This is a genomic window from Acetobacter sacchari, from assembly GCF_017377715.1.
In the GTDB taxonomy this organism is placed as follows: Bacteria; Pseudomonadota; Alphaproteobacteria; order Acetobacterales; family Acetobacteraceae; genus Acetobacter; species Acetobacter sacchari.
This window is the reverse complement of record NZ_JAFVMF010000012.1, coordinates 63,367-86,620: the sequence shown is the minus strand read 5'-3', so window position 1 is coordinate 86,620 and position 23,254 is coordinate 63,367. Positions and strand designations below refer to the sequence as shown.

Genomic DNA, 23,254 nt, shown 5'->3' with positions numbered 1-23,254 from the left:
TAGCAGCAAACAACTCTCGAGTCATTTTATGCGACCAATTCGCATTTACATCTTCGGTACCGTGACGTAAGTCACATTCAGAAACATTGTCTCGTAGGTGTTTTGTGCGAGTTCAAGAGAGAGGGCCGAGTTTCCGATGAGTGATTTGATCCGACGTTGCGTCGCGCCGCTGTCTGTCGCGGGCACTCTGTTTGCCCTGAGCCATGCGAATGCTTCGGATGCCATCGGCGCTTCCGGACGAGGGGACGTCCCTGCCGACAGGCTGCACGAGAAGAAAAATCAGAAAGCGCCAAATTCCAACCGCAATTTCGAAAGCGGGGATGTGGAGAACCTGACCGTTAAAGGGCATGGTTTCAACACCATGCATCAGAATCTCGGCCTGTCCAGAATGCCGCAGGACGTGCTTCACACGGCGCAAACGATCGACGTGGTGCCTCAGGAGCTGATGCGACAGCAGAACGTGAAATCTTTGGATGAGGCGCTGCGCAATGTGCCGGGCGTGACATCATCGATCGGCGAAGGCGCCGGTGGAATGAACGGCGATCAGTTTCTTATCAGAGGTTTTCAGGCCCAGAACGATATCTATGAAGATGGATTGAGAGATTTTGGTGTATATTCAAGGGACTCATTTAACCTTGAAACGGTGTCCGTCATAAAAGGACCTTCGTCTGAGGTGTTCGGCAATGGCACCACTGGCGGCGCCATTAATATGATCACGAAATCGCCCACGCTGGCGAACCGCTACGCTGCAGAATTTTCCGGAGGGTCGGGCAGTTATTATCGGGGAACATTGGATATCAACCAGAAGATAAATGATTCCACGGCTTTCCAGCTTTCAGGCATGGGCGACGAACACAACGTCGTTGGCCGCGATTATATTTATTCGCACCGTTGGGGCGTGGCGCCGTCCATTGCCTTTGGATTGGGTAAACGTGCGACGCTTGTGCTGCAGTATATGCATCAGTCGGAAAACTCGGTTCCGGATTTCGGGGTTCCAGTGGTCACGAAGCCTGGAGCGGCCTACGGCCAACCGATCACTGCATATGGTATTCGCAGAACGAATTTCTATGGAACGAGCAGTGATCAAAACGCCACAAACGACAATATGGAGACGGCTCGCTTTACCTATAAATTAAATGACCATATTATGTTTTATGATGACCTTCGGGGCGGTCAGTACTATCGCACCTTTGCTGCGTCAAAAGCTACGTGCGACACGACTTGCGTAGATAATTATTTTGATGGAAATGCGGCCAACGCTCTTGTCGCTCGCTCGGGCCCCAACGGCGCTGGTAAAGGGGTCGGCGCGGGCACGTATATGGCGCCGCTTCCCTACCAGCAACAAAGTTGGTCCGTTCAAAACGTCGCGTCAATGGTCGCGAATTTCAGAACCGGGTTTTTGAAACACCAACTCGTGGCGGGCTTTGATCTCGAGCGTGTCAGCGACCGACGTGAACAGTCGACATATCTGAAGGCCAAACCCTATGCGAGTCTGGTCAACCCTAATCCTTACGTAGGAAATCTTGACCTCGTATCGGGCGATTCCAACCCCGGTGGATTAGTCAATCTGGGCGGAATCGGCGCAAAAGCCAACAGCAACGGCTATGGCTTTGACACCGGATTATTCCTGTTCGACCAAGTCTGGTTCACCGACTGGCTTTCAGTCAAAGGTGGTTTTCGTTGGGACCGCTGGCAGACTACGTACAATGTCACCGGAGGAGATGTCTCAAAATACCCCGATAAGCATTTTCATGACGTCAGCGGCGTATTCAATCCCAACGTAAGCCTGATCGTCACCCCGGACAGCCATCAGACCTATTACTTTACGTGGGCAAGCTCGACGACGCCGATGGGTATGTACGTCACCAACGGCTCCGTTCCGATCCGCCCGGGCACGAATTCATTCGCCAGCCCGGAAAAAGCGCAGCTTTACGAGGTTGGCGCAAAGTACAGCCTGTTCCATGATCGCATGGGCTTTACGGCTTCATTGTTCCGTCTGGATAAAGGGAATGCTCTCAACGCGGATCCTGTGACGGGGCAAATTGAAAGTTCCTCTGACAGGCAGCGTAACCAGGGTCTCGAGCTTTCTGCCGGAGGCGTCATCCTGCCGGGCTGGAACGTGACGGCGACGTATGCGCTGTACGACAGCGATACGACGTCATCCGCCACCGCCGCCAATCGAGGCAAGAACGTCCAGTATGTTCCCCATAATCAGGCGACGCTCTGGACCGCCTATAACGCGTTCTCCAACAAGCCGTACAATTTCATGGTCGGTGGAGGCGTGACCTGGCGTCAGCATGTTTGGCTCAATGCTGCCAATACAGTGCGCGCGCCAGCTAATCTTGATTTCAGCGCCGTCATTTCTCACCGCTTCAACGAGCACTGGAAAATTTCAATGAACGGTTACAACCTCGCCAATCGCTTGAATTATCAGAGCCTCTTTTCTAACCGCGTTACGCCGTCCGCAGGTCGAATGTTCCTGGGCGAACTGAGCATGGTTTACTGAACATTTAGTGGCACGCAGTCGCGCGGCATATTGATTCCGCGCGCCGTCGTCGTGTTTCTGGCTGAAGAAAATTTGTTCTGTTCATTCAGGGCGTTCTGAAGGAGTTTTTTAAGGAAGCGTTCACGTCTGCCTGAGACTCGCCCGCTTCCTTGCCAAGGCTTACTTCTGCAGCGGGACCTCGATCCAGCTTCCCTTCACATCAATGGAAACGGTCGCCGGTTTGTATGAGTCAGCCGGCGCCAAAAAGATATTGTCGACATAAGTCTGCGGGTTTCGGTCGTAGAGAGGAAACCAGCTCGACTGGACCTGCACCATAATCCGATGGCCAGGCAAGAACGTGTGGTTCGTCATAGGCAACGGAAACTTGTACAATTGCGGGGTATTTGCCGGGACGGCCTCCGGCTTGTCGAAGCCGTTCCGATACCGGCCACGCAGGATGTCCGCGCTCACCATGAACTGGTAACCGCCCATCTCCCGCTGGTCCGCGACCTCGTCAGGATAGACGTCAATCAACTTCACCACGAAATCACCATCTGTTCCCGTCGTGGACGCTGTCAGATGCACGAGCGGTTCGCCGCGAAGGGTGACAGGCTGCGTCAACACCGGAGAAGTGAAGGTAGCGACGTCCGTTCGCGCTGTAACGTTGCGCTGGTCGGTCGCCAGCCAGTAAGGCCAGGGCGATCCCTCCATGCCCTTGGGGCGGATCGGCCGCGGAATATAGGGAACCGGGTGCGCGGGATCGGCGACGTAGTTCACGGGACTGGCGTCCGAACCCGGCGTGCTGAAGCCCAGTCCGTGGTTCGCCTGAAAATGCAAAGCTTCACAACCGGAGGCGCAGGCAGCTGGCGGCAACGCGTCCGTTGTCTCCCATACGTTGTCCCCGGTCCGGAAACGTGTGACGCGGGCGGGCAGGGGCGTCGTGGCGTCTTTCAGGTAGTGGGCAAGGAAAGGTTCGAGAACGTTCTTGCGAAAATAATAACCTGTGTCGGAACGCAGGGCCACCGGGCCCAACGTGCTCGCCGCCTTGATCTCCCCTCCGTGGTTCCACGGTCCCATGACCAGATAGAGGTTGGCGCTCGACGCGGGCGATCGATGGAGCGCGTAATAAGTTGCAAGTGCGCCGTAGATATCCTCCTGATCCCAGAGGCTGTGCACCAGCATGGTAGGGACCTTGAGGCCTTCGCTGGCGAGAATCTTGTCCATCGCCTGAGCCTGCCAGAAGGAATCGTAAGCAGGATGGGCGAGCAGGGCGCGGAAGAAGCCGATCTGCTCCATCCCGCGTGACTTGCCAACGGCGCCAGCCGATACGCCATTCAGATAGAGGTCGTACCCGTCGTATTGGCTGGCCCACCATTTTACGGTGTTCTTTGGCGTGCCGTCCTGCTCATAGACGTACGGAAGCATTTCTTCACGGAACGCACCGTTGTGGAACCAGTCGTCTCCCATCCACCCATCCACCATGGGGTTCATCGGCACAGAAACCTTCAGCGCCGGATGAGGGTGCACAAGCGCAGTCAGGGCGGTATAGCCGTCATAGGACACGCCAATCACGCCGACCTTGCCGTTGCTTTCGGGAACGTTGTGGATCAGCCATTCGATCGTGTCCCAGGTATCGGTCGAATGATCGACCGACGTAGCGTTCAGGGGGCCGCGCATCGGGCGGTTCATGACGTAACGCCCCTCGGACTCGTATTTTCCGCGCACGTCTTGCAGTACGCGGATATAGCCTCCGTCGAGGATCACGTCGGGCATGTTGTCATAACCCTGCAAGCTCGACGCTTCGTCGCCGCTCGAGGTGCGCGCCGCCATCTTGTCGGCGCTGTAGGGAGTGCGGGTCATCAGCATACCGGCGTCGTGCGCGCCCTTGGGAATGATAATGATCGTGTGCAGCTTCACGCCGTCGCGCATCGGAATCATGACGTCGCGCCGGACGTAATTGAAACTTGAAGAATCAACCTTGAAGGTTTCTGGCATATCCGGAAACAGGCCGGTAATCGGCGCGGCGAGCGCGGTAAGGGGAAGCGTCTGCGTCGCCAGAAGAATTTTTAATATTGCGCGTATTTTCATGAACTGTATCCGGAAATGACTGGAGAATGTGAAGACGATATGCTGACCGCCCGCTCATTGACGGCTGGCTCCGCAGTTTCGTCGCGATGGTTGGAGAGCGGCGGTGACCTGTCCGAGCGGGCCACAGCGACGCGCGGATGGCTGGCCGGGTGTCGATGGCCGGAAGCTGGCAGGTCTGGCGGTTGGGGGGGGGATTATGCGTGCGCGACGTTCCCTCGGGTTACATTCGATCTCGAAACGATAAATGTGCTGCAAAAATATTGTCAAACTGCGGCAGCGCCGATTTCGGACATTTCGCTTCACGGGGGAGTGCGGAATCTGTTTTATGGCGGGCGACGCCGCTCTCAAGACGGCGCGTCTGACGCGTAAGGAAAAACGATGCCACGCTCGTGTCCGCCCCCATCGCATATGAAAACTCCGCCGTGTTTGCTCAACGTCGCGACAACTGCCGTCGCGCTGGCGCTGGCCGCCTGCTCCGGGTCGCCGGAAGCGCCCAAGGCTCCGCCGCAGGTAGCTGGTCAATTGACGTCTTCCGAACCGCTTCCGGCTATGGATGCGCTGTCCGAGGCAGGGACGTCGTTGCGCATCACTTATCTTTCCACCGATGGCGTGACCGGCTCCGGTCTCGTCCCTGTAACTGGGGAAGTGTTCATTCCGTCAGGGACGCCGCCCGCAGGGGGGTGGCCCATCGTCGCATGGGCGCATGGCACCGTAGGCGTCGCGGACTCGTGCGCGCCTTCGCAGAATCCGGTCACGCCTCGGAATCAGGCCTATCTTTCCGCATGGCTGCAGCGCGGATTCGCGATCGTCGCGACCGATTACCAGGGGCTGGGAACCCCCGGCCCGCATCCGTATCTGAACGCGCGCGCCGAAGCTTACAGCGTGCTCGATTCAGTGCGGGCGGCCCTTTCGGGTGTCAAGGGCCTAAACAACAAGGTCATGATCGTCGGGCAGTCGCAGGGGGCTGGGGCTGCTTTCGCCGCAGCGGCCTATGCGCCTACCTATGCACCCACGCTCGGCGTAAAGGGGACGGTCGCGACCGGAATACCGTATATGAGTCCCCAGATCGTTCAGGCGATGCTGGCGAACATCACGAAGGCGCAACACGCCAAGAGCAAGGCGGCCAAGGGCGGTCACGGGAAAGTTTCGCCGTCGGACGAGGGTGACCCAACGGTTGTCTACGCTTTGTTGCTCGGCGCGTCGCAGGCGGCGCTCGATCCCGGCTTCAAGCCGGAGACGGCGTTTACCCCGGCGGCTATGCCTTCGTTCCAGGCCGCGTCGCAGATGTGCATCGATCCTCTGTTCAAGCAGGTCGGCGCGGCGGGGCTGACGCCCGCAACGGCCTTCGCGCCGGGATTTGCGCAGGCTCTGGCGCCAACTTTCCGCGCGATGGCGTATCCGACGCTCAAGCTGGCGCAGCCGGTGTTCATCGGAACCGGAACCGCAGACAAGGACGTCTCCCCGGCGTCGCAACTCGCGCTCGTTCATGATGCGTGCGCAGCGGGCTCGACAGTGCAGGCGCATCTTTACAAGGGGCTGGCGCATTCTCCGACCTTGTTGGCGTCGCTGAAAGATTCTGCAGCTTTCACCGAAGCGGTGATGAACGACAGGCCGATGGTCGCCGAGTGTGCGCCGACGCCGAAATAGGCTTGTTCCTGGGCGAGGCGACTAAACCCCGCCAAGCCCGGATTTAACCTGAGCAGTCAAGGCTGCCCCTCTCCAAATGAACCCGTTTGTGCAGGGGGTATGGCGTGTTGCGACAATGAGACGGAGCATTTCTACAGAATCAGAGTTCTATGGAAATGCTCTCGGTCGGAACGCAGAGCCGTAGGTGAGGCGGTCTGCTGTCGGACTGGACGGACAGAGCCTCACTATCTGAGGTAGTTTTTCGATCTGCGTGGAAGACGCAAGGCGATATTTTGTCGTCGATCTGCTCGGACAAGCGCGAGTGGAGCGGCTTTCCCGATATGCTGGGCGTTCCTCCTGACAAGTATTCGGGTTTCAGGCCGACAGTTCGCCAATGGTCGGGCGGTTGAGCATCGCCATCAACTCCTTGCGCGTGTCCGAGTTCTCTCGGAACACGCCGAGCATCCGGCTGGTGACCATCGACACGCCGGGGCGGTGGACGCCGCGCGTCGTCATGCATTGGTGTCCGGCTTCAATGATGACGGCGGTGCCGTGGGGCTGCAGCACAGAGTCGATGGTGTTGGCGATCTGCGCCGTCAGCCGTTCTTGAATCTGAAAGCGACGGGCGTAGGCGTCCACCAGACGCGCCAGCTTGGAAATTCCGACCACGCGGCGGCGCGGCAGATAGGCGACGTGCGCGCGGCCGATGATCGGCGCCATGTGGTGTTCGCAATGGCTTTCGAAGCGGATATCGCGGAGCAGCACGATCTCGTCGTAATCCTCGACCTCCGAGAACGTGCGCTGCAGCAAGTCTTCGGGATTGACCGCGTAACCCTGAAAAAACTCCTCGTACGCACGGGCTACCCGGGAAGGCGTGTCCAGAAGGCCCTCGCGTTCCGGATCTTCTCCGGCCCAGCTGAGGAGAACGCGGACAGCCTGTTCAGCTTCCTCGCGGGTCGGGCGGCGTGTGTTCGGGGCGGGGGACGACGTATCGGCCATTGGCGCAACTTCTTTCGGAAAATTCTCTTCACAGCGGAAGGCGCTGCGGCGTCTGCATGAAGGGGAAAAATTGGGGGACGTTAGGAGCGAAGGCTCAGTGAATGAGGCCCGACTGATAGGGGCTGTCCAGACTAAAGGTGGGAATGGAAATTTCGAAACCACGCCCGGTCGCGACCTCAACCATGTGATAGGCGCCGCGCATGATGCCGCTTGGCGTGTCGAGCGACGCACCGGACGTATATTCGAAACCCGAGCCGGATTCGATGACGGGTTGCTCGCCCACCACGCCTTCGCCGCGCACGTGCTCGACGTTGCCGCGTCCGTCGATGATCTCCCAAGACCGTTCGAGCAGCTGCACCGACGTAGCGCCGTGGTTTTCTATTCGTATGCGATATGCCCAGCAGAAATTGTGGTCTTCAGGCTGGGACTGATCATCAAGCCAGAAAGCACGTACCTGCACACGCAGGCCCTGCGTCGTCGCCTCGTACGCAGGGAGCGCCGCGATCGCCTCGTTCAGCGCGGCTTCGGCCTCGGCAAACGGCTTCGGGGGCATTGGCGGCCGACCGGACATGTCTGCTTCCTCCCTGATGACGACTTTCGGACGCTATCGCGAGCCCGATAGGGGTTGTGATTGAAACGGGGCCATCGAACCCAGGTTCGACGACTACGCTCCAACCCTTTGTTTGCAGAACGTTCCCATCCCCTTCCGCTCACTGTAGCCGAAGGGATGCGCTCCGCGTTCAGGCGGTATGGCCCGCCTGTCCGAGCGCCGCAACGCCCCGTTGGAGATCGGCGACGAGATCGTCCGCATCTTCAAGCCCAACCGACAGCCGGATGGCGCCGTCGGAGATGCCGAGACGGGCGCGCTCCTCTGTGCCGATTTTCATATGGGTCGTGGTCGCAGGATGCGTCGCCAGAGAGCGGGCGTCGCCAAGGTTGTTGGAAATCAGCACGACGCGCAGGGCGTTGAGGAAAGCGAACGCGCCCGCCGTTCCGCCGGCGACCTCGAACGCCACCAGCGAACCAAAGCCGGTCATCTGCCGCGTGGCGATCTCGTGCTGCGGGTGGTCTTTACGACCCGGGTAACGCACGCCGATCACGCCCGGCGCGCTGGCGAGCCAGTCCGCGACGATCGCCGCGTTGCGGGTCATCGCGTCGACGCGCAGCCGGAGGGTCTCCAGACTCTTGAGCATCACCCACGCATTGAACGGCGACAGCGCATTGCCGGTGTTGCGGGTGAAGGGTTGCACAACCTCTTCGATCCATTGTTTCGAACCGAGGATGGCTCCCCCAAGTACGCGCCCCTGTCCGTCGATATGCTTGGTGCAGGAATAGACGACCACATCGGCGCCCAGAGTCAGGGGCTTCTGATAGACGGGCGATGCGAATGCGTTGTCGACAATTACGATGGCGCCAGCTGCGTGCGCTCGTTCGGCGATGGCGCGCAGATCGAGGACGTCGAGCATCGGGTTCGAGGGGCTTTCGAGCAGCACGGCCGCAGTCGGCTGGCGCAGGGCTTCGCTCCATGCGTCCAGATCGCCGCCATCGACGAACACCGTTTCGACGCCGTATTTCGGCAGGAGATTGGCGATGATCCAGTGGCAGGAGCCGAACAGGGCGCGCGAAGCGACGACGCGGTCGCCAGCTTTAACGTGCGCCAGCAGGGCGGAAGATACGGCTCCCATGCCGGTCGACGTGGCGATACAGGCGTCCGCGCCCTCAAGGTCGGCAAGGCGACGCTGCAGAGCGTCCACAGTGGGATTGCCGAAGCGGGAGTATTGATAATGAACGGCGTCGCCGGTGAACGTGGCTGCTGCCTGTTCGGCGCTGTCATACGCAAAGCCGGAGGTGAGGAACAGCGCCTCGCTCGTCTCTCCGTAGGGAGAGCGTTCGACATTGGCGTGCAGCAGGCGGGTCGCCTCGCGCCATTCCTGCGAAACGTCCGGGGAGCCTTTTGTGTCTGGTGTGCTCATCGCGGTCTCGGTTCTTTCCTGTCCTCCGCGTGGGACGGGTGAGGGAACCTGACGCGTTGTCGCCCCCACGCGGATCGTCGACCGTGGAAACCTTGTCGGACGCACTTGCCCGCCAACGCCTCTTTAGCGCGATTCTTTAGCCTCGCCGCAAGCCGGCCTAACAAATCGCGAGGCCCTCTGCGCCATGGGCGGGAGGGACGAGCCTTATCGCGGATCAGCCTTCGGTCCGTCAACCAGATTGAGTGTCCGGGTGAGCATAGCTGCCGTGGCTATATCATGCCGCGTTTGGGGGCGCCGTATGCCACTCGTCGGTCTCCAGCGTGCAAATCTGGGCGCGGAGGCTCGGGAGGCTGTCTGACGCGCCATTCCGAATTGAGTGTCATTGTCGGCGCTGCGCATACGGACGGAGAAGGAGGCGTTAACGTTCGCGGGAGAACGTAGCGGTTATTTTTTGGGCAGATCGAAAAGCGTCCGGCGAGGAGCTCTGTCGCGGGCGCCTCGTGGGCAGACGCGCGCGCCGGGCTGGAAAAATGATTCTGTTGGGGGGCGGGAGATAGAAACGCGTCGAGAACGCCAGTCCTGATCTTCTGAGTCGCCGAATTGAGACGGGTATCGATCAACATCCCGTGATAAGTGCCAGCCTCCCATGGATCGGGAGGCGTTGCAATCGTGTCTCCGGCAAGGAGGTTCCTCCGCGTCGAGAACGATTGTCATCCACGGCGGGCGTGGCTATAGATCGGCCAACGCGGGTGTAGTTCAATGGTAGAACGGCAGCTTCCCAAGCTGCATACGAGGGTTCGATTCCCTTCACCCGCTCCAGCGACACGCTGATATGGCCGCTTTCGCGACCACCGCCCCACCGGCTCGACAATTTGCGGTATTAACGTCATGCGCAGGCGCAACGTTGTGTCTCACGTATGATTTGAGCACATTACGCGCGAGACAACAGGAGCCTCTCATGACCCGTCTATCCACGCATGTTCTCGCGGCGCTCGCCGTCGCCGCCGGACTGGCCTCAGTTTCCCCGGCGGCCCGCGCCGACCAGCCCGCCCCTGCTTCAAAGGGCGGTGAGACTGCGACAAGCGACAAGAACCCGACCGGCACGAACCTCGCAGCCGCCACGGCTGCTCAGGTCGCCGAGATTTCTCCGGCCAACGTCGCGGGACTTCTGAACTACTGCGTTGAAACCGAGCAGGTTTCGCATGAGGACGGCGACGCCGTGCAGACCGCGCTGAACGCCAAGACCAACGCGGTGCCGACCGACCACGCGGGCAACATGGACTACGCCATCGGCACGGCGGGACAGTTCCTGGTCGGCGGCAAGGCGTCCACCCTTACGGGTCTGGATCAGCCGGCGCAGGGTAAGCTGTGCACGGTCGTTCTCGCCCGTTCGCGTTCCCTGATCTGAGATCAGGTTTCTCTGCCGCAGCACCCTTTTTGAGGTGCTGCGGCAGAGACGTGTCTCGCTTGGGCCTAAGGGCTCTGACGAGGCAATATTCTCAAGATAACGCCGTCCCTGCGTATCGCTGCGTGCCAGATCGCAGCGCCAAGATGCAGCAGGAGCAGTGCATAAAGCACCCATTGCGCCGTCGAATGGATATTCCACGCGATGTCGCCACGCGCCTCGTCCTTAGCGAAGGACGGAAGCGGCACAATTCCGAAAAACGACATCGGTCGACCGTTCGCCGCCATCACATAGCCGCTCAATGGCATGATCAGCAGCGCGATATAAATCAGCCAGTGCGACATCGTGGCGGCAATTTCCAGAATTCGGCCGCCGCCCCCGGCGAACGGCTCGCGCTGTGAGATGCGAACGCCGATGCGCACAAAGGTCAGGAGCAGTATCAGAAGGCCGACCGATTTGTGCCAGAACATCAATTGCGGGTGCGTCATGAAGCCGGTCTGATCGTCCGGCGTCGCAGCAGCCACCCAGCCCAGCGCCATGACGGCCAATACCAACGGGGCGCTCAGCCAGTGAAGCAGGATCAGCGCCGACGGATAGCGTGTCGGCGCGTCTGAAGTCTGTAGAGTCGAGGGCACGTTGGTCTCTCCTCAAATCGGCGCACGGTGGAGCAGACAGCGCGCCGACGCGTTACGCAACGAATTTCCGCATAGTCGGCGTTTTTCCTGAAGAGTTCACGGGGAGCCGGCTCCAGCGCCAGTCCCGCCAACCTCAATCCCGTCCATCAAGGCAAAACGGGGCTGACCGTTGACCGTTTCCAGCCACATGGAGAGAGGCCGGACCCATAGGCCGCCTTGCGCTTCGCTGCGATAGACGACAAGCGGCTCTTCGGTTTCGCTGTGTCGCGCCACGCCGAGCACTGTGTAGAAGCCGCCCTTATAGTGGCGGTACCGCCCTGGCGGCGCCAAGAGTTCTTCCTGCAAAATCAAATCGCTCCTATACGTTAACGCCGCTATTATAGCGTTGGCGCCGCGCCGTGGCGGCGCGAGACATTGCCGTCACCGGAGATTCAAGACGTTGTCAGACCTCCCATCGCGCCCCTCCACAACATCGTCTCCTCTCGCGCATCGTGCTGACGCTCAGGGTGGACGCAGGTTTGGCATTCGTCGTGCGCTCATCCTTTGCGGGACCGTCCTGTATTGGGCGTCCGCTGGAGGAGCGATGGTCGCCGGAACGGCCGCAGCGGCGGTGCACCATCACAGCCGAAGCTCCACGAAAAATGCTCCGGCGGCATCAGGCAAGCCGGTTCTTCTCAGCCAGCAGCCGGGCTCCGAACTCGACAAGCAGGCGCGGCTGCTCAGCGCGGACGATATCGCAACTTCACTGCGGCATCATCAGCCGCCGCTGGTTCTGATTGGCTCAGCCCCGTTGTCTACGCGCAAGGGTGAGATTGCGCTTTTTGTGCAGCTTCAGTCCGCAGCCCTCTGCGGGTCGGCAGGATGCTCGACGGACGTTTACCTGCATCGGGGCGACGACTGGATCAAGGTGCTCGATTCCATTAGCGGCGCCGTCAGCATACTGCCGCAGAGCCATGGCGGCATGTACGACATTATTGTGGACGGGGATGACCGCTGGGTCTGGCGTGGCGGCAGTTATCAGGACACGGTGTCGGCCCCCCCGATAGGCAATCTGAGGGGCGAGATTAAGCGGTTCCAGGCTGAAAATGGCGTCAAGAACGACGGCGGGCACTAAGACCGCCTCGCTCGCCGATCATTGGGGGACTTACTTGTCCGACAATGCGGGCTGTTGAGCGGGTATACCAGAAAGGTCTCCAATTGGGAGTTTGTTCCGCGTGTGGCGGCAGCCTAAGCTGCGTCGTCTACAGGGTGTGGATCATGATGCGGAATGCGGTCGCAAAATGCACACTCGCCGCATCGCTTGCCGCCTGATTCAACAGGATGTCCACGTTGGGTTGAGACGTGAGATAGATTTGGCAAAACCCGCCCGTGACCTGTTCCCGATGTCCCGTGACACACGGGGCGTGGCGTTGCGTGAGCGCTTGCCGCAGCGCAGCGGTCCCGGCTCCGTCAGCGGAGATGACTGCGTCGAAAGGGGTCTGGTCAATTTGCGCGAGGCTGACGGCGACCGGATGCATTGAAAGGCTGCCGACCGTGAGTTCGCCGTCGAAGTGGTCCACGACCTGATTGGCCTCTCGCTCCGATCCTGGCGTGGCCTGATTGTAGACGACTGCGACGCGGATCGCTCCTTGCAGTGGCGGTTCAATGAAGTGCAGAGCCTGCCCCACGATCATGATGTCTTTCGCATTTAGGGGGTCGGCCGCCGCCACCCTGCACATGGCTGCGACCAGACATAGAACTGGCGGGAGAAGCGCGAGGCGTCTCAAGTACGAAATGCGACGAAGAAAATGCGGCACGACTCTCAGCCCGGATCAGATATGGACATGATCGGTCATGCCTATTGAGGAACATTTAAGCGGGGTCATATCGCGCTTCAGGCGCTCGGAAACTGTGCTCCCTTCGCAGCCTGTAGCCACGCCTGCACTTGTCCTTCCGGGTCATCGGCAAGAACGAAGTCCGATACGGCCGCGACGGAGTCCGCTCCAGCGGCGAGGCATTCCGGCATTCTGGCCAGCGTGACCCCGCCGATCGCCACCAACGGAACGTCGCCAGCCAGCTTTCGCCATTCGCCTATGCGCTCGACCCCCTGCGGCCCGAACGCCATTTTCTTCAGGCGCGTGGGCCATACAGGCCCGAGGGCGACATAATCGGGGCGCAGCGCCAGCGCTCGGCTTAACTCTTCATGGGAATGCGTGCTGACGCCGAGCCGCACGCCCGCCGCCCGCAAGGCGCCGAGGTCCGCCGTATCGAGATCTTCCTGCCCAAGATGCACGTAATCCGCGCCGGTCTCGATCGCGATCCGCCAGAAATCGTTGACGACGAGGGTCACGCCAAGCCTTCGCGCGGAAGCCAGTGCGGTCGCAATTTCCTCCCGCAGGGCGTCGCCGTTCATATCCTTGACGCGAAGCTGGATGAAGCGCGCACCGGCACCGCCCAGGCGGTCGATCCAGAGCGCGCGATCGACGACAGGGTAAATTTCCTGCGGCAGTCTTCTTGTCATCATGACAGGGCGGGCTTTCCAAGCAGCGGGGTCGAAGGCGCGGCCATGTCGCGGGCCTCCATCGGGTCGGCGATCCGGGCAAGACGTCCAGCCTCGACGGCCAGACGAAACGCCCGGGCCATGGCTACAGGGTCGCCAGCCTTTGCGACGGCCGTGTTGATCAGCACGGCGTCGTAGCCGAGTTCCAGAGCCTGCGTGGCATGGGAAGGCAAGCCGATTCCGGCGTCGACGACGAGGGGGACGTCCGGGAAGTGCGCGCGCAGGGCGCGAAGGCCGAAGACGTTGTTCAGGCCTTTGCCGGACCCGATTGGCGCGCCCCATGGCATCAACACCTCGCACCCGGCGGCGAGCAGTCGTTCCGCCACAACGAGGTCCTCGGTCGTGTAGGGGAAGACCTTGAACCCTTCCGACGACAGGATGCGGGCTGCTTCGACCAGTCCGAACACGTCCGGCTGAAGCGTGTCGGACTCCCCGATCACCTCCAGCTTCACCCAGTCGGTTTCGAACACTTCCCGGGCCATATGCGCGGTGGTCACCGCCTCCTTCACCGTATGGCATCCCGCCGTGTTGGGCAGGACAGGCGTTCCCAGATCTCGGATCAGGGACCAGAAAGCCTGACCAGCTCGCGCGCCGGCAGATTCCCGGCGTAAGGAGACGGTGACGAGGCCAGCGTCGGCCGCGCGCACGGAGTCGGCGAGAATTTCCGGCGACGGGTACTGGGCTGTGCCCAGCATGAGGGGCGACGCCAACTCCGTTCCATAAAATAACATAAGATCAGCCGCCTTGCATCGGCGCGACGATTTCGACGCGCATACCGTCAACGATGTCCAGTCCGCAGCGGCGGGACCCGGGGATGAACTCCCCATCGACGGCCGTGGCGATTCTCGCGTCGCCGTAGCCCAGTTCGTCGACGAGCGCCGCGAGCGTTCGGGCGTTCACCACCCGCGTCTCGTCATTCACCACGATGTTCATGCCTGACCTCCGTGTCGCTGATAGCACGTACATGCACTGATTTGGTTCGACATGCGCGTGAACGCAAGCCGAAGCGGTGTGCGGGGGGCATCATGCCGGAGGCGTTGGCGTACGCTCCAACTGCGAAGTGGGGGCGTCGGCGCGGTCCCGACGGCTTGATGTGGAGACCGTGTCGGTCCTTGATCAAGCTAAGGATCGGCCGCCCGGGCAGTCGCCTCTGCGTGCGTCGTGTCCTTTGTGAAGCGGAGAGCGGATGCGCGGCGGGCAGATGTCTCGCGCCTGATCGTCTGGACGGCGTGATGGAACGCCGTTGAGCCGAGTTTCGGGGCCAAGGGGCATGCGGGCATTCTGTTCACAGAAACCGGGGGGCTGGCGTTCGCCCGTGAGGAACGTCCGAGTGCGTATTTGATTGGAGGCGTCTCGTATGTCCGTGGAGCGTGTTGACTTTGTTTGATGGTGGATCGCTTGGAAAAAATTCCTTCAAATAAAGGGAAGAATTGAACTTCTTTATCAGCTTGAGGTGACGTTAAATATGGGCGCACTGCCTGATTGCGCAATTTTATGCGAATGCGATCAGGTCATGAACGTATTTAGGAAATGGTCCGTGAATAAATAATGATTTAAAAATACTATATGTAAAAAATAAAATTGTCATTTCGGTGGTTTTCCCCTCTTTCCCCGGCAGCGACGCTCGTTGGCGAAAGAGGGGAGGGAACTTACGGGACTCAGAACCCAGTCGATATCGTGCCTGTCATTGTAAAGCGGGGCACAAGCCAATACGTCGCGCCGTTGCCGCCGGCCAGCGTCGTGCCATCCATCAACGTGGTGGAGTGATTGTTGGTGCCGAACCCGTAAGCGCCGCTACGTACGCGGGAATCCGTAAGATTGCTGAAATTCAAACGGAAAGTCGGGCTTTTTAGGTAACGCCAAGGCTTGAAGCGATAGCCGAGCGAGATTGCGTCAGTGATATAGCCGGGCATCCGTTCGTCGCCGACAAGCGTGACAGATTGTGGGCCGACATATTTCAGCGTGAAATTGCCAAAGAAGCGCCCGTCGTCGTAGGTCAGGCCGAAGCTGGTCGTTACGTGCGGGGCACCCACGGCCTGCTTGCCCTTGGTGTTCAGATACGTGCTCTGGTAAGGCACGTTGCTGTCGAGCCTTGCGCTCAGATACTCAAAGCCAATGAACGGACTGATGTGATGCCACGGGTGAGTGGCGAGCATCAGGTCGACGCCGCGCGTGGTCTGGTTGCCTACATTGACAGTGCTGGTCTGCGTGTCGCTGACCGCCACGGACATCAGGCGATTGGTGATGTTCATGTTGAAGAAGGAGAGATCGACGATGAAATGATCGTCGTTGTAACGGTATCCGAGTTCCTCAGAGATGGAGTACTGAGGCTTGGGCAGTGTGCCCTGATAGTTCGGCGACAGGGCGTCCGGGCTGGGTTGCCGGAAATTGCCCTGCGCATTCACATAAATCTGGTGATGCGGATTGAACTGATAGCTGATCGACAGATGCGGCAGCGGGGATGTCAGGTTCATGCCGTAGCGACCTGAGTAGCTGTATCCGGAGCCGCCGCTGACGCCCACGCCGCTGTAGGGGTCCCAGTAATTGGTCATGATGTATTTGAAGCCTGCGTTGATCACGAGGCGATCTTGCAGGTATTTGGCTACGTCTTCGATGAAGAGCGCGTGCAGATCATAACCGGGATTGGTGTAATAGCTGTTGACGCGCCTGAGTTGACCATCGACCAAGGTAAATGCCTGGGACGTCTCCGTGTTCGGGCTTGGGTTCGAGCCGTCCGCCCTCGTGTAGCTGGAGGGAATGCCGTAAGTCGTGGTGTAGTGCTCGAACCAGTACCCGAACGTCAGGTGATTGTGGCGGTCGACGTCAACGCCAAGTTTCGCCGTCACGCCCAGCTTCTGGTCCGCGTATTGCTGGTAGTACGACGTCAACCATGTATTGGGGTCGGTAATGGGCGTGCCATTGGACGTATAGTATCCAGTAGCGCCCGCAGTGCCGCCGACCCGGCTGCTGGTCGCGCCGTTTCCATCCCATCCGCGACCAAGATTGAAATAGGGAAGCAGGTCGAACGACACATGTTTCGTCAGGACGAAATGCTGTGGCGCCGACAGGAAAAGCTGGTTCCAGTGATCGATATTGTTCTTCCAGTAACGATTGGCGTCGTCCGACGTGGGATCCCAGGTATTGGTCTTGTTGTAATTAACGCCATTATGTTTCAGATCATAAAACTCAGCCGCCGTCGGCTTGTGGTCGATGGTGAAGTCTTCATAGTTCCACGAAATGAAGATGTCGTTGGTCGACCCGTTGGCCCACGTCTTCTTCATGCCGAAGTCGATATGCTTGCGCCAGTTGATGCCAGACCCGAGCCAGGAGCGGGCGTGGGTGTTCGAAAACGAGAAGTAGCCCTTGACGCCGCTGTGGCCGATCTCGCCGCTCTCCAGTCGGATAAACTCGCGCGACATGTTGTTTGTGCCGTAGGAGAAATCCACCATACCCCCGAATTTATCGGTTGGAGTATGGGTCGTTTCGTCCAGCACGCCGCCTGCGGCGGCGGTGATAGGCATTTCGACACGCGAGGAGGAGGGCGTAATCGTAACGCTCTCGACGTTTTCTGCGTCCGCGTCCTCGTTGAGGTAATTGGCGGACGTCGCGGGCGCTCCGTTCAGAAGCAGGCCGATGTCGGAGTCCGTCAGGCCACGCGACTGAATATTTCCGCCCTGCATTCCCGACGTGTCCGCGACAGAAATGTTCATGCTTGGCGTGTTCTTCGCGATATCGAGGATGGTCGCCGTGGGCGAGATCATGTCGATATACTGCTTGCTGACCGTCTGCACGTTGTTGGCGCTGGTCTCAACCCGCATCATGCCGCCGCCGACCTCCCGCGCATGACGGGAAACGGACACGCTGACGGACTCCGATCCTTTCGCGACGACGTGTACGGGACGGTGTGGCGCAGGCGCCACCGCGACTGCCGGAGTCCTCGAGGCGGCATGTGGTGTCACGACGTGTCGTTTGTGACTCTTGCTTGTCGACGTGGCAGCGTCGGCGCAGCCGACCCACACGAAACCTGCGCAGGCGAGGCCCGTTGTGCATGTGAGCAAGGATATAGATGAGGGTCCGCGGCGCGGCCCTGCATTGTGGTGAATCATGACTCCCCCCGGAGCGAAATGCTCGAACACCAATGCGCGCCCGCTTCATCCCCCCTCAGAAATGGTGCGACCGACGCCTTACAGCGGCTGACTTTACAGGGCCAAAAGTCGCCAATCAATGCGTTCATGGAATATTTCAGTGCACCAACTCTGGGTGCGGGTGATGGAATGTTATTCCGGGTTCGGAACCATGTGATAAGGAACGACGCCGCGCTCCTCGCCGCCTGCGTCGATTTGAAAGCCTGCGGCCGGGAGGGCTCTGTGGCGGCAGTCGGTGCGTATGCAGGCCCGGCAGCCGGGGCCGATTGGAATGATCATCCGTTCGTCGTCGAGGTCGAGGCCTGCGGAATAGACGATATCCGACGCGTGCGAGATGGAGCAGCCGAGCACGACTGCGACGAGGCGTGGTCGGTCGAAATACGAAACGCCCGCGTGGCCGACCGTGCGGGCGACGTTCAGGTACACGGCGTCGTCTGTCGTGCGCGACACCTGCACATGCAACTGGCCTGGCGCCGAAAAGCTGCGGAAGACGTTCCATTGCGAGCACAGGCCACCGAAGCGCGAAAGGCTGAAGCGTGTAGCGCTGTGGCTCTTGAGGATATTGCCTGCGATGTCGGTCTTGATGAAATAGAAGGGGATTCCCTCCGCGCCCGAACGCTGCAGGGTCGACAGACGGTGACAGACCTGCTCGAAGCTGACCCCGAACTGGCGTTGGAGTTGATCCAGATCGTGCCGCTTCTCCAACGCTGAGTGCCTGAAACGCTCATAGGGTAGTAGCAATGCGCCTGCAAAGTAGTTGCTCATGCCGACGCGCGCCAATCCGCGCGCGTCGGAGCTGTTCAAGTGTGCGCGCTTGATCGCCCGGTCCAGTACGCGGGCATAGTCCAGACGCCCCACAGCTTGCGCCATCCAGAAGACGGCGCTTTCCGATGGGACGCCGTCGGCGATGAAAAGCCTCTTGCCACGCCGGTCAAGACGCCAGACTACGCCTTTGCGGTCGAGGTCCGTGTCTGTCACGACGCGTATTCCGTGTCGGTCCCGCAGGTAGCGGGCCAGATTGGCCGCCATCATTCCGTTCGAAAAGGCGCTTGATTCATAGAGGTCTTCGGCGGCGCGATCGGCCTCGTCGAAATAATTGTGTTCGTCATGCACCCAGTCGCCGACGGCTTCATAAGGTGGCGTCGCGGCGGGCTTGGCGTCTTCGTTTCCAGCTTTGCGGTCAGAGAAAATGGACGGCGAACCAGCTGCCCCAGCGCGTGTGGGAGAGAGCTGGGCATTGGGAGGCGAATGCGGATCGTTGGGTTTGAGGCTGCGCGGGATGGTGGCGTTGTCTGGCGCCGCATGCTCGCTCATTGCACGGAAGGAACGGTAGAGGGTTATGAACCGATCGGCGAGGCCTGGCGCGGCCCGGACTGCGGCCTGAAGTTCCGCGGGACGAAGGGAGGCGGATTTGAAGAGGGGATCGCCGAGAATTTCACGAAGCGCCTGGATTTGGCGAATTTCGTCGGTATCGCCGAAATAGGCTTCCGAAACTTCGAAAATTTTGCAAAGTTTTAGCAGGAGTGGAGGCGGAATGGGGCGCTGATCGTTTTCGATCTGATTAAGGTAGCTGGCGGAAAGACCGAGTTCTTGAGCAAGCGCTTGTTGGGTCTGCCCGATACGACCACGTAACTCGCGTATTCGGGAGCCTGCGAACACCTTATTTGCGCGACGGGTCATCTTCGCATCCTTTGCAAAACGCTCTCTGATCCTCGCATTTATTCGCTCACTTTGCTATACCGTGCGCCGCGCCCATGAGTATAGGATCAATAAGAGGATAGACTGACACGTGTCGCAACCATGGTGCGCTGCGAGGTTGGTATGTGTCCTGAAGGGGGCGAGTGGAGCGTATGGTGTTTGGTGAGTTTGGGTATCGTGGGCGGCGCCGTTGACCAAATCTCGAGTGAGTGGAGGGTATGGTCGAAGGGCGATGCTTTGTCGGAGCTACGCTTCTCCGCTATGAGCAAGGCTTATTGATGATGGTTATTTCGTAATGGGCGATGTGAATCTTTGTCTTATGGTTAGTGTTACGAAAAATCACGTTTTTTCGGAGATTTAATATTTACATACATTGTAAATACTGGTTTTGTTTTGTTGTTGGGTGTGCGATTGATCTGCATTGTTCGGATTTTTGTCCGTAATCTGTGATGTCGGCGTTGCGGGTGACGGAAAATAATAATTGAGAAAATATATACGATATGCATGAGTCTTAGCGACTCTCTCCCTGCAATGCTAAGTTCTGATCGGTTGCCGAATGTGTTGGGCAGAGGCGACTGACCGCGTAGGTATGACTGCTTGGGGCGCGTATGCGAAGCCTCCAACTCTGGTTTCCATTTTGAGAAATGTCGGTACGTGCTCTGCTGCAGACCCGTTGCGCTGAAATTCATTTTGCCGTTCAGCGGGCGTGTGGCGTGATCCTGTGCCTTTGGCGTAAAATGATCGAAATTCATCAGGAAATCTTTATTATAATTCAGCGAAAATATCCCCGGCGTGATGGTGTTGTTCATGGTGACGCATTCGCTGGCTTTTTTCCTTGGAGGCGCGCGCCCCTAGGGGACGCGAAACGATTTACGTTCGATATATGTGATTATAAAAACAACAATAAATATAATCATTGCATTAAATTTTTTGCCTAATGCTGAATTTGGTTGCGTTCGTGCGTGAGTCGTAAGAACCGTGCGCCATCTTGGATGGCTGAGAGCACTGAGAAGCCGACTTCGCGAGCGCGGCTTTAGCCTGGTGAAAGAGGTGGATTTTGGAGGGCTAATCGCGTAAAATGCGTGTACGGAGCGGTATATAATAAAATAATGAAAAGCTCTTATACCCCAAACGGAGGTAATGTCGGTGCTCGACAATGTGGTCAGCCTGGTGTCGTCTAATCTCAACGACCTCGATGCTGAAAAGGTAGAGCGTGTTTCCGCACTGCGTGCGCAGGCGGAAGACAGGCCGGATCAATTCTGGCTCGAGCGTGCGAGCCTACTTGAGTGGGAAAAAACGCCGACAAAAGCGTCAAATTCCTCGTTTCATGGAGACGTATCCATCCGCTGGTTCGAGGATGGGCGCCTCAATGCGTCGTATAATTGCCTTGACCGCCATCTACGCGAGCGCGGGGATCAGGCGGCGTTAATCTGGCAGAGCGAAGACGCAAGCCATTCGCGCGTTCTCACTTATCGAGATCTGCATGTTGAGGTCTGTCGTTTCGCCAACGCATTGCGCGCCCTCGGCGTGCAGCGCGGCGACCGTGTGGCGATCCATTTGCCGCTTGTGGTCGAGGGCGTGGTGGCGATGCTCGCCTGCGCGCGGATCGGCGCGATTCATGTCGTTCTTTTCGGAGGATTCTCGCCGGAAGGACTTGGTGAGCGGCTGGTCGACAGTGGAACGGTCGTTGTCGTGACGGCCGACGCCGGACGCCGCGGCGCGAAGCGCGTGCCTCATAAGACGGCGATCGACGGGGCGTTGAAACATGCAGGCACGATCTCGAGCGTTCGGAACGTGATTGTCGTTCGCGTCACCGGGGATGATGTCCCGATGAAAGAGGGGCGCGATCTCGAATATGCTGCTATCACCGAAGGCGCGTCGACGGAGTGCGCTCCGGAAACGATGGCGGCTGAAGATACGCTTTTCCTGCTTTATACTTCGGGAAGCACAGGCAAACCGAAGGCGATGCTGCATACCACCGGCGGTTATCTGGTGTGGGCGGCCTATACCATGGACATCACCTTCGCGCCGGAACCGGGAACGACCCACTGGTGCACGGCGGATATCGCATGGATCACCGGGCATACCTATGTCGTCTACGGCCCGTTGCTGAATGGCGGCACTACTCTGATTTACGAAGGGCTTCCGTCCTACCCTCAACCGGGGCGCTGGTGGGACATTATCGACAGGCACAATGTTTCCGGGCTCTTCACTGCCCCGACGGCCATTCGCTCGCTGATGCGTGAAGGCGACGGCGTGCCGGCTGAATACTCGCTGAAGTCGCTGCGCCGTCTCGGCTCGGCTGGCGAGCCGATCAGTCCGGACGCATGGGACTGGTTCCATCAGGTCGTTGGCCGTGGCGAGTGCCCCTTCATTGACGTCTGGTTCCAGACCGAGACTGGCGGTTTCATGCTCGGGCCCGTGGCGGGCGCGCAGCATCTGAAGCCGGGATGGGCGACGACTCCTTTGCCAGGACTGAAGGCGGTGCTGACGAACGAGAAAGGCGAACTGATAGAAGGAAACGGAGAAGCCGAGGGTTGTCTCTGCTTCGCCGGGTCCTGGCCCGGTCAGGCGCGGACGATTTGGGGCGATCACGGACGCTTCCGACAGACATATTTCAGCTTCAGCGAGGGGTTGTACTTTGCTGGCGACGGCGCGCGCCGCGATGCTGACGGGTATTACCTCATCACCGGGCGCATGGACGACGTCATCAACGTATCAGGTCATCGTATCGGCACGGCGGAGATCGAGGACGCTGTGGCGACGGATCACTCCGTGGCGGAAGCGGCGGCCGTTGGCGTCAATCACGATCTGAAGGGGCAGGGCATTGTCGTGTTCGTCGTGGCGCGGAGCGATAAAGTCAGGCCACCGTCAACCAAGCTGACGAATGTGATCAGGGAGCGCGTCGGGCCATACGCGGCGCCGGAAAAAATCTTTCTCGTCGCCGATCTTCCCAAGACGCGTTCAGGTAAAATCGTCAGGCGACTTCTCAGGAAAATCGCGTCGGGCGAAACGGACGCCCTTGGCGATCTTTCGTCGCTTTCCGACCCGTCGATCCTGCCGGGATTGATTGAGGAAGTTCGTGCCCAAAGCGCGCAGTGAGTGAAGTGTTGTGGGCGTAACGTTGCTCTTCGTTACGCCTTTGCTAAGACGTTATTAATGGCTCGAAGTGACGATGCGCCTGGTATCGTCACTTCGGAGCTTACAGCATGTCTTCCTCGATTTCTGGTCTTTCCGGTTCGGCGTTGAGCAGTCTCTACGGCGCAGGATCTTCCTCGGCGTCGTCTTCAGGCGCATCATCCAGTTCGGGAACGAACTCGTCACAAGACACCACGACGGTGACGACGAATGCTGACGGATCCATCACGACAACCGTCACGGATTCTCAGGGCGACATTATTTCCGAAACAACTACAGGCGGATCGAAGACTGCGTCCAGCGCCGATAGTTCCGCACTCGATATCACCGCCTGATCTTTATCGGTTCTGGATGTGGTTAAACTGCATCTGAGTGCTTTAGTTGAACCATCTCCCTGATGAACTCACAGTAAAAGGCCCCTCGAAACGTATGTTTCGAGGGGCCTTTTGTTTGCGAACGAGGCAGGTGTGTTTAGTGCCGTTTGAAAACAGAAAGGCCGCCAACCCGGGAGGTTGGCGGCCTT

General features: G+C 59.2%; 19 protein-coding genes, 1 tRNA gene and 1 riboswitch. Of the genes, 7 read left to right on the top strand and 13 right to left on the bottom strand.

Annotated elements, in window-relative coordinates; translation table 11 throughout:
* Positions 1-136: 136 nt before the first annotated feature.
* Positions 137-2,506: a TonB-dependent receptor gene (locus J2D73_RS12175; protein WP_243429899.1), complete on the top strand. Its 2,370-nt coding sequence runs from the start codon at positions 137-139 to the stop codon at positions 2,504-2,506.
* Positions 2,507-2,665: 159 nt separating this feature from the next.
* On the opposite strand, the gene J2D73_RS12170 is transcribed toward J2D73_RS12175, so the two are convergent.
* Positions 2,666-4,573 (bottom strand): CocE/NonD family hydrolase, encoded by a 1,908-nt coding sequence (locus J2D73_RS12170; RefSeq protein ID WP_207881816.1) that lies wholly within the window; start codon positions 4,571-4,573, stop codon positions 2,666-2,668.
* Between the two features lie 408 nt (positions 4,574-4,981).
* Here J2D73_RS12170 and J2D73_RS12165 point away from each other — a divergent pair, with 408 nt between their 5' ends.
* Positions 4,982-6,220, top strand: coding sequence for a lipase family protein (locus J2D73_RS12165; protein ID WP_207881891.1), 1,239 nt, complete (start codon positions 4,982-4,984; stop codon positions 6,218-6,220).
* Positions 6,221-6,574: 354 nt separating this feature from the next.
* Here the strand turns inward: J2D73_RS12165 and folE are convergent, their stop codons facing one another.
* The 3 genes from folE to metZ all read right to left on the bottom strand — a co-directional run bounded on the left by folE (position 6,575) and on the right by metZ (position 9,171).
* Positions 6,575-7,198, bottom strand: coding sequence for a GTP cyclohydrolase I FolE (gene folE, locus J2D73_RS12160; protein WP_086644380.1), 624 nt, complete (start codon positions 7,196-7,198; stop codon positions 6,575-6,577).
* Positions 7,199-7,292: 94 nt separating this feature from the next.
* A complete protein-coding gene (gene apaG / locus J2D73_RS12155; RefSeq protein WP_207881815.1) occupies positions 7,293-7,769 on the bottom strand; it encodes a Co2+/Mg2+ efflux protein ApaG in 477 nt (158 codons plus the stop codon).
* 169 nt (positions 7,770-7,938) lie between these two features.
* Positions 7,939-9,171: an O-succinylhomoserine sulfhydrylase gene (metZ, locus tag J2D73_RS12150; RefSeq protein WP_207881814.1), complete on the bottom strand. Its 1,233-nt coding sequence runs from the start codon at positions 9,169-9,171 to the stop codon at positions 7,939-7,941.
* 102 nt (positions 9,172-9,273) lie between these two features.
* Positions 9,274-9,353, bottom strand: a riboswitch (SAM riboswitch).
* 563 nt (positions 9,354-9,916) lie between these two features.
* On the opposite strand from metZ, the gene J2D73_RS12145 reads away from it, so the two are divergent.
* Both J2D73_RS12145 and J2D73_RS12140 read left to right on the top strand, forming a co-directional pair.
* A tRNA-Gly gene (locus J2D73_RS12145) sits at positions 9,917-9,990 on the top strand.
* 139 nt (positions 9,991-10,129) lie between these two features.
* Entirely contained in the window at positions 10,130-10,579 is a 450-nt protein-coding gene (locus J2D73_RS12140) for an alcohol dehydrogenase (protein ID WP_086644384.1), read from the top strand.
* 65 nt (positions 10,580-10,644) lie between these two features.
* Here J2D73_RS12140 and J2D73_RS12135 read toward each other — a convergent pair whose 3' ends face one another.
* Positions 10,645-11,211 (bottom strand): cytochrome b/b6 domain-containing protein, encoded by a 567-nt coding sequence (locus J2D73_RS12135; RefSeq protein WP_207881813.1) that lies wholly within the window; start codon positions 11,209-11,211, stop codon positions 10,645-10,647.
* A 96-nt stretch (positions 11,212-11,307) separates the two neighbouring features.
* Complete coding sequence (locus tag J2D73_RS12130) at positions 11,308-11,556, bottom strand: DUF1653 domain-containing protein (RefSeq protein ID WP_243429897.1); 249 nt, start codon at positions 11,554-11,556, stop codon at positions 11,308-11,310.
* A gap of 238 nt (positions 11,557-11,794) precedes the next feature.
* Here J2D73_RS12130 and J2D73_RS12125 point away from each other — a divergent pair, with 238 nt between their 5' ends.
* Positions 11,795-12,325 carry a hypothetical protein gene (locus J2D73_RS12125; RefSeq protein WP_408736840.1) on the top strand — a complete coding sequence of 177 codons (531 nt, stop codon included), beginning with the start codon at positions 11,795-11,797 and terminating at the stop codon, positions 12,323-12,325.
* Between the two features lie 127 nt (positions 12,326-12,452).
* Here the strand turns inward: J2D73_RS12125 and J2D73_RS12120 are convergent, their stop codons facing one another.
* From J2D73_RS12120 to J2D73_RS12090, 7 genes are all read right to left on the bottom strand, one after another.
* A complete protein-coding gene (locus J2D73_RS12120) occupies positions 12,453-13,007 on the bottom strand; it encodes a hypothetical protein (RefSeq protein ID WP_207881811.1) in 555 nt (184 codons plus the stop codon).
* Positions 13,008-13,084: 77 nt separating this feature from the next.
* A complete protein-coding gene (locus tag J2D73_RS12115) occupies positions 13,085-13,711 on the bottom strand; it encodes a thiamine phosphate synthase (protein ID WP_207881889.1) in 627 nt (208 codons plus the stop codon).
* A complete protein-coding gene (locus J2D73_RS12110; RefSeq protein WP_026397131.1) occupies positions 13,711-14,481 on the bottom strand; it encodes a thiazole synthase in 771 nt (256 codons plus the stop codon). The genes J2D73_RS12115 and J2D73_RS12110 overlap by 1 nt, the downstream gene beginning before the upstream one ends.
* 4 nt (positions 14,482-14,485) lie before the next feature.
* Positions 14,486-14,683 (bottom strand): sulfur carrier protein ThiS, encoded by a 198-nt coding sequence (thiS, locus tag J2D73_RS12105; RefSeq protein ID WP_026397132.1) that lies wholly within the window; start codon positions 14,681-14,683, stop codon positions 14,486-14,488.
* Between the two features lie 725 nt (positions 14,684-15,408).
* On the bottom strand, positions 15,409-17,610 hold the full coding sequence (locus J2D73_RS12100) for a TonB-dependent receptor (protein WP_341535082.1): 2,202 nt from the start codon (positions 17,608-17,610) through the stop codon (positions 15,409-15,411).
* Between the two features lie 417 nt (positions 17,611-18,027).
* The gene (locus J2D73_RS12095) at positions 18,028-19,575 is read right to left on the bottom strand and encodes a helix-turn-helix domain-containing protein (RefSeq protein ID WP_207881810.1); all 1,548 of its coding nucleotides are present in this window, start codon (positions 19,573-19,575) and stop codon (positions 18,028-18,030) included.
* 347 nt (positions 19,576-19,922) lie between these two features.
* Positions 19,923-20,402 carry a hypothetical protein gene (locus J2D73_RS12090; protein WP_207881809.1) on the bottom strand — a complete coding sequence of 160 codons (480 nt, stop codon included), beginning with the start codon at positions 20,400-20,402 and terminating at the stop codon, positions 19,923-19,925.
* A 331-nt stretch (positions 20,403-20,733) separates the two neighbouring features.
* Here J2D73_RS12090 and acs point away from each other — a divergent pair, with 331 nt between their 5' ends.
* Both acs and J2D73_RS12080 read left to right on the top strand, forming a co-directional pair.
* Positions 20,734-22,695 carry an acetate--CoA ligase gene (gene acs, locus J2D73_RS12085; protein WP_207881808.1) on the top strand — a complete coding sequence of 654 codons (1,962 nt, stop codon included), beginning with the start codon at positions 20,734-20,736 and terminating at the stop codon, positions 22,693-22,695.
* A 107-nt stretch (positions 22,696-22,802) separates the two neighbouring features.
* Positions 22,803-23,066 (top strand): hypothetical protein, encoded by a 264-nt coding sequence (locus J2D73_RS12080; protein WP_207881807.1) that lies wholly within the window; start codon positions 22,803-22,805, stop codon positions 23,064-23,066.
* Positions 23,067-23,254: the final 188 nt, after the last annotated feature.

Excerpts from the sequence above, each read along its gene's own strand:
- J2D73_RS12175 (WP_243429899.1), top strand. The coding sequence starts at position 137 with ATGAGTGATTTGATCCGACGTTGCGTCGCGCCGCTGTCTGTCGCGGGC.
- J2D73_RS12170 (WP_207881816.1), bottom strand. The coding sequence starts at position 4,573 with ATGAAAATACGCGCAATATTAAAAATTCTTCTGGCGACGCAGACGCTT.
- J2D73_RS12165 (WP_207881891.1), top strand. The coding sequence starts at position 4,982 with ATGAAAACTCCGCCGTGTTTGCTCAACGTCGCGACAACTGCCGTCGCG.
- folE (WP_086644380.1), bottom strand. The coding sequence starts at position 7,198 with ATGGCCGATACGTCGTCCCCCGCCCCGAACACACGCCGCCCGACCCGC.
- apaG (WP_207881815.1), bottom strand. The coding sequence starts at position 7,769 with ATGTCCGGTCGGCCGCCAATGCCCCCGAAGCCGTTTGCCGAGGCCGAA.
- metZ (WP_207881814.1), bottom strand. The coding sequence starts at position 9,171 with ATGAGCACACCAGACACAAAAGGCTCCCCGGACGTTTCGCAGGAATGG.
- J2D73_RS12140 (WP_086644384.1), top strand. The coding sequence starts at position 10,130 with ATGACCCGTCTATCCACGCATGTTCTCGCGGCGCTCGCCGTCGCCGCC.
- J2D73_RS12125 (WP_408736840.1), top strand. The coding sequence starts at position 11,795 with ATGGTCGCCGGAACGGCCGCAGCGGCGGTGCACCATCACAGCCGAAGC.
- J2D73_RS12115 (WP_207881889.1), bottom strand. The coding sequence starts at position 13,711 with ATGACAAGAAGACTGCCGCAGGAAATTTACCCTGTCGTCGATCGCGCG.
- J2D73_RS12110 (WP_026397131.1), bottom strand. The coding sequence starts at position 14,481 with ATGTTATTTTATGGAACGGAGTTGGCGTCGCCCCTCATGCTGGGCACA.
- thiS (WP_026397132.1), bottom strand. The coding sequence starts at position 14,683 with ATGAACATCGTGGTGAATGACGAGACGCGGGTGGTGAACGCCCGAACG.
- J2D73_RS12095 (WP_207881810.1), bottom strand. The coding sequence starts at position 19,575 with ATGACCCGTCGCGCAAATAAGGTGTTCGCAGGCTCCCGAATACGCGAG.
- J2D73_RS12090 (WP_207881809.1), bottom strand. The coding sequence starts at position 20,402 with ATGAACAACACCATCACGCCGGGGATATTTTCGCTGAATTATAATAAA.
- acs (WP_207881808.1), top strand. The coding sequence starts at position 20,734 with ATGTCGGTGCTCGACAATGTGGTCAGCCTGGTGTCGTCTAATCTCAAC.
- J2D73_RS12080 (WP_207881807.1), top strand. The coding sequence starts at position 22,803 with ATGTCTTCCTCGATTTCTGGTCTTTCCGGTTCGGCGTTGAGCAGTCTC.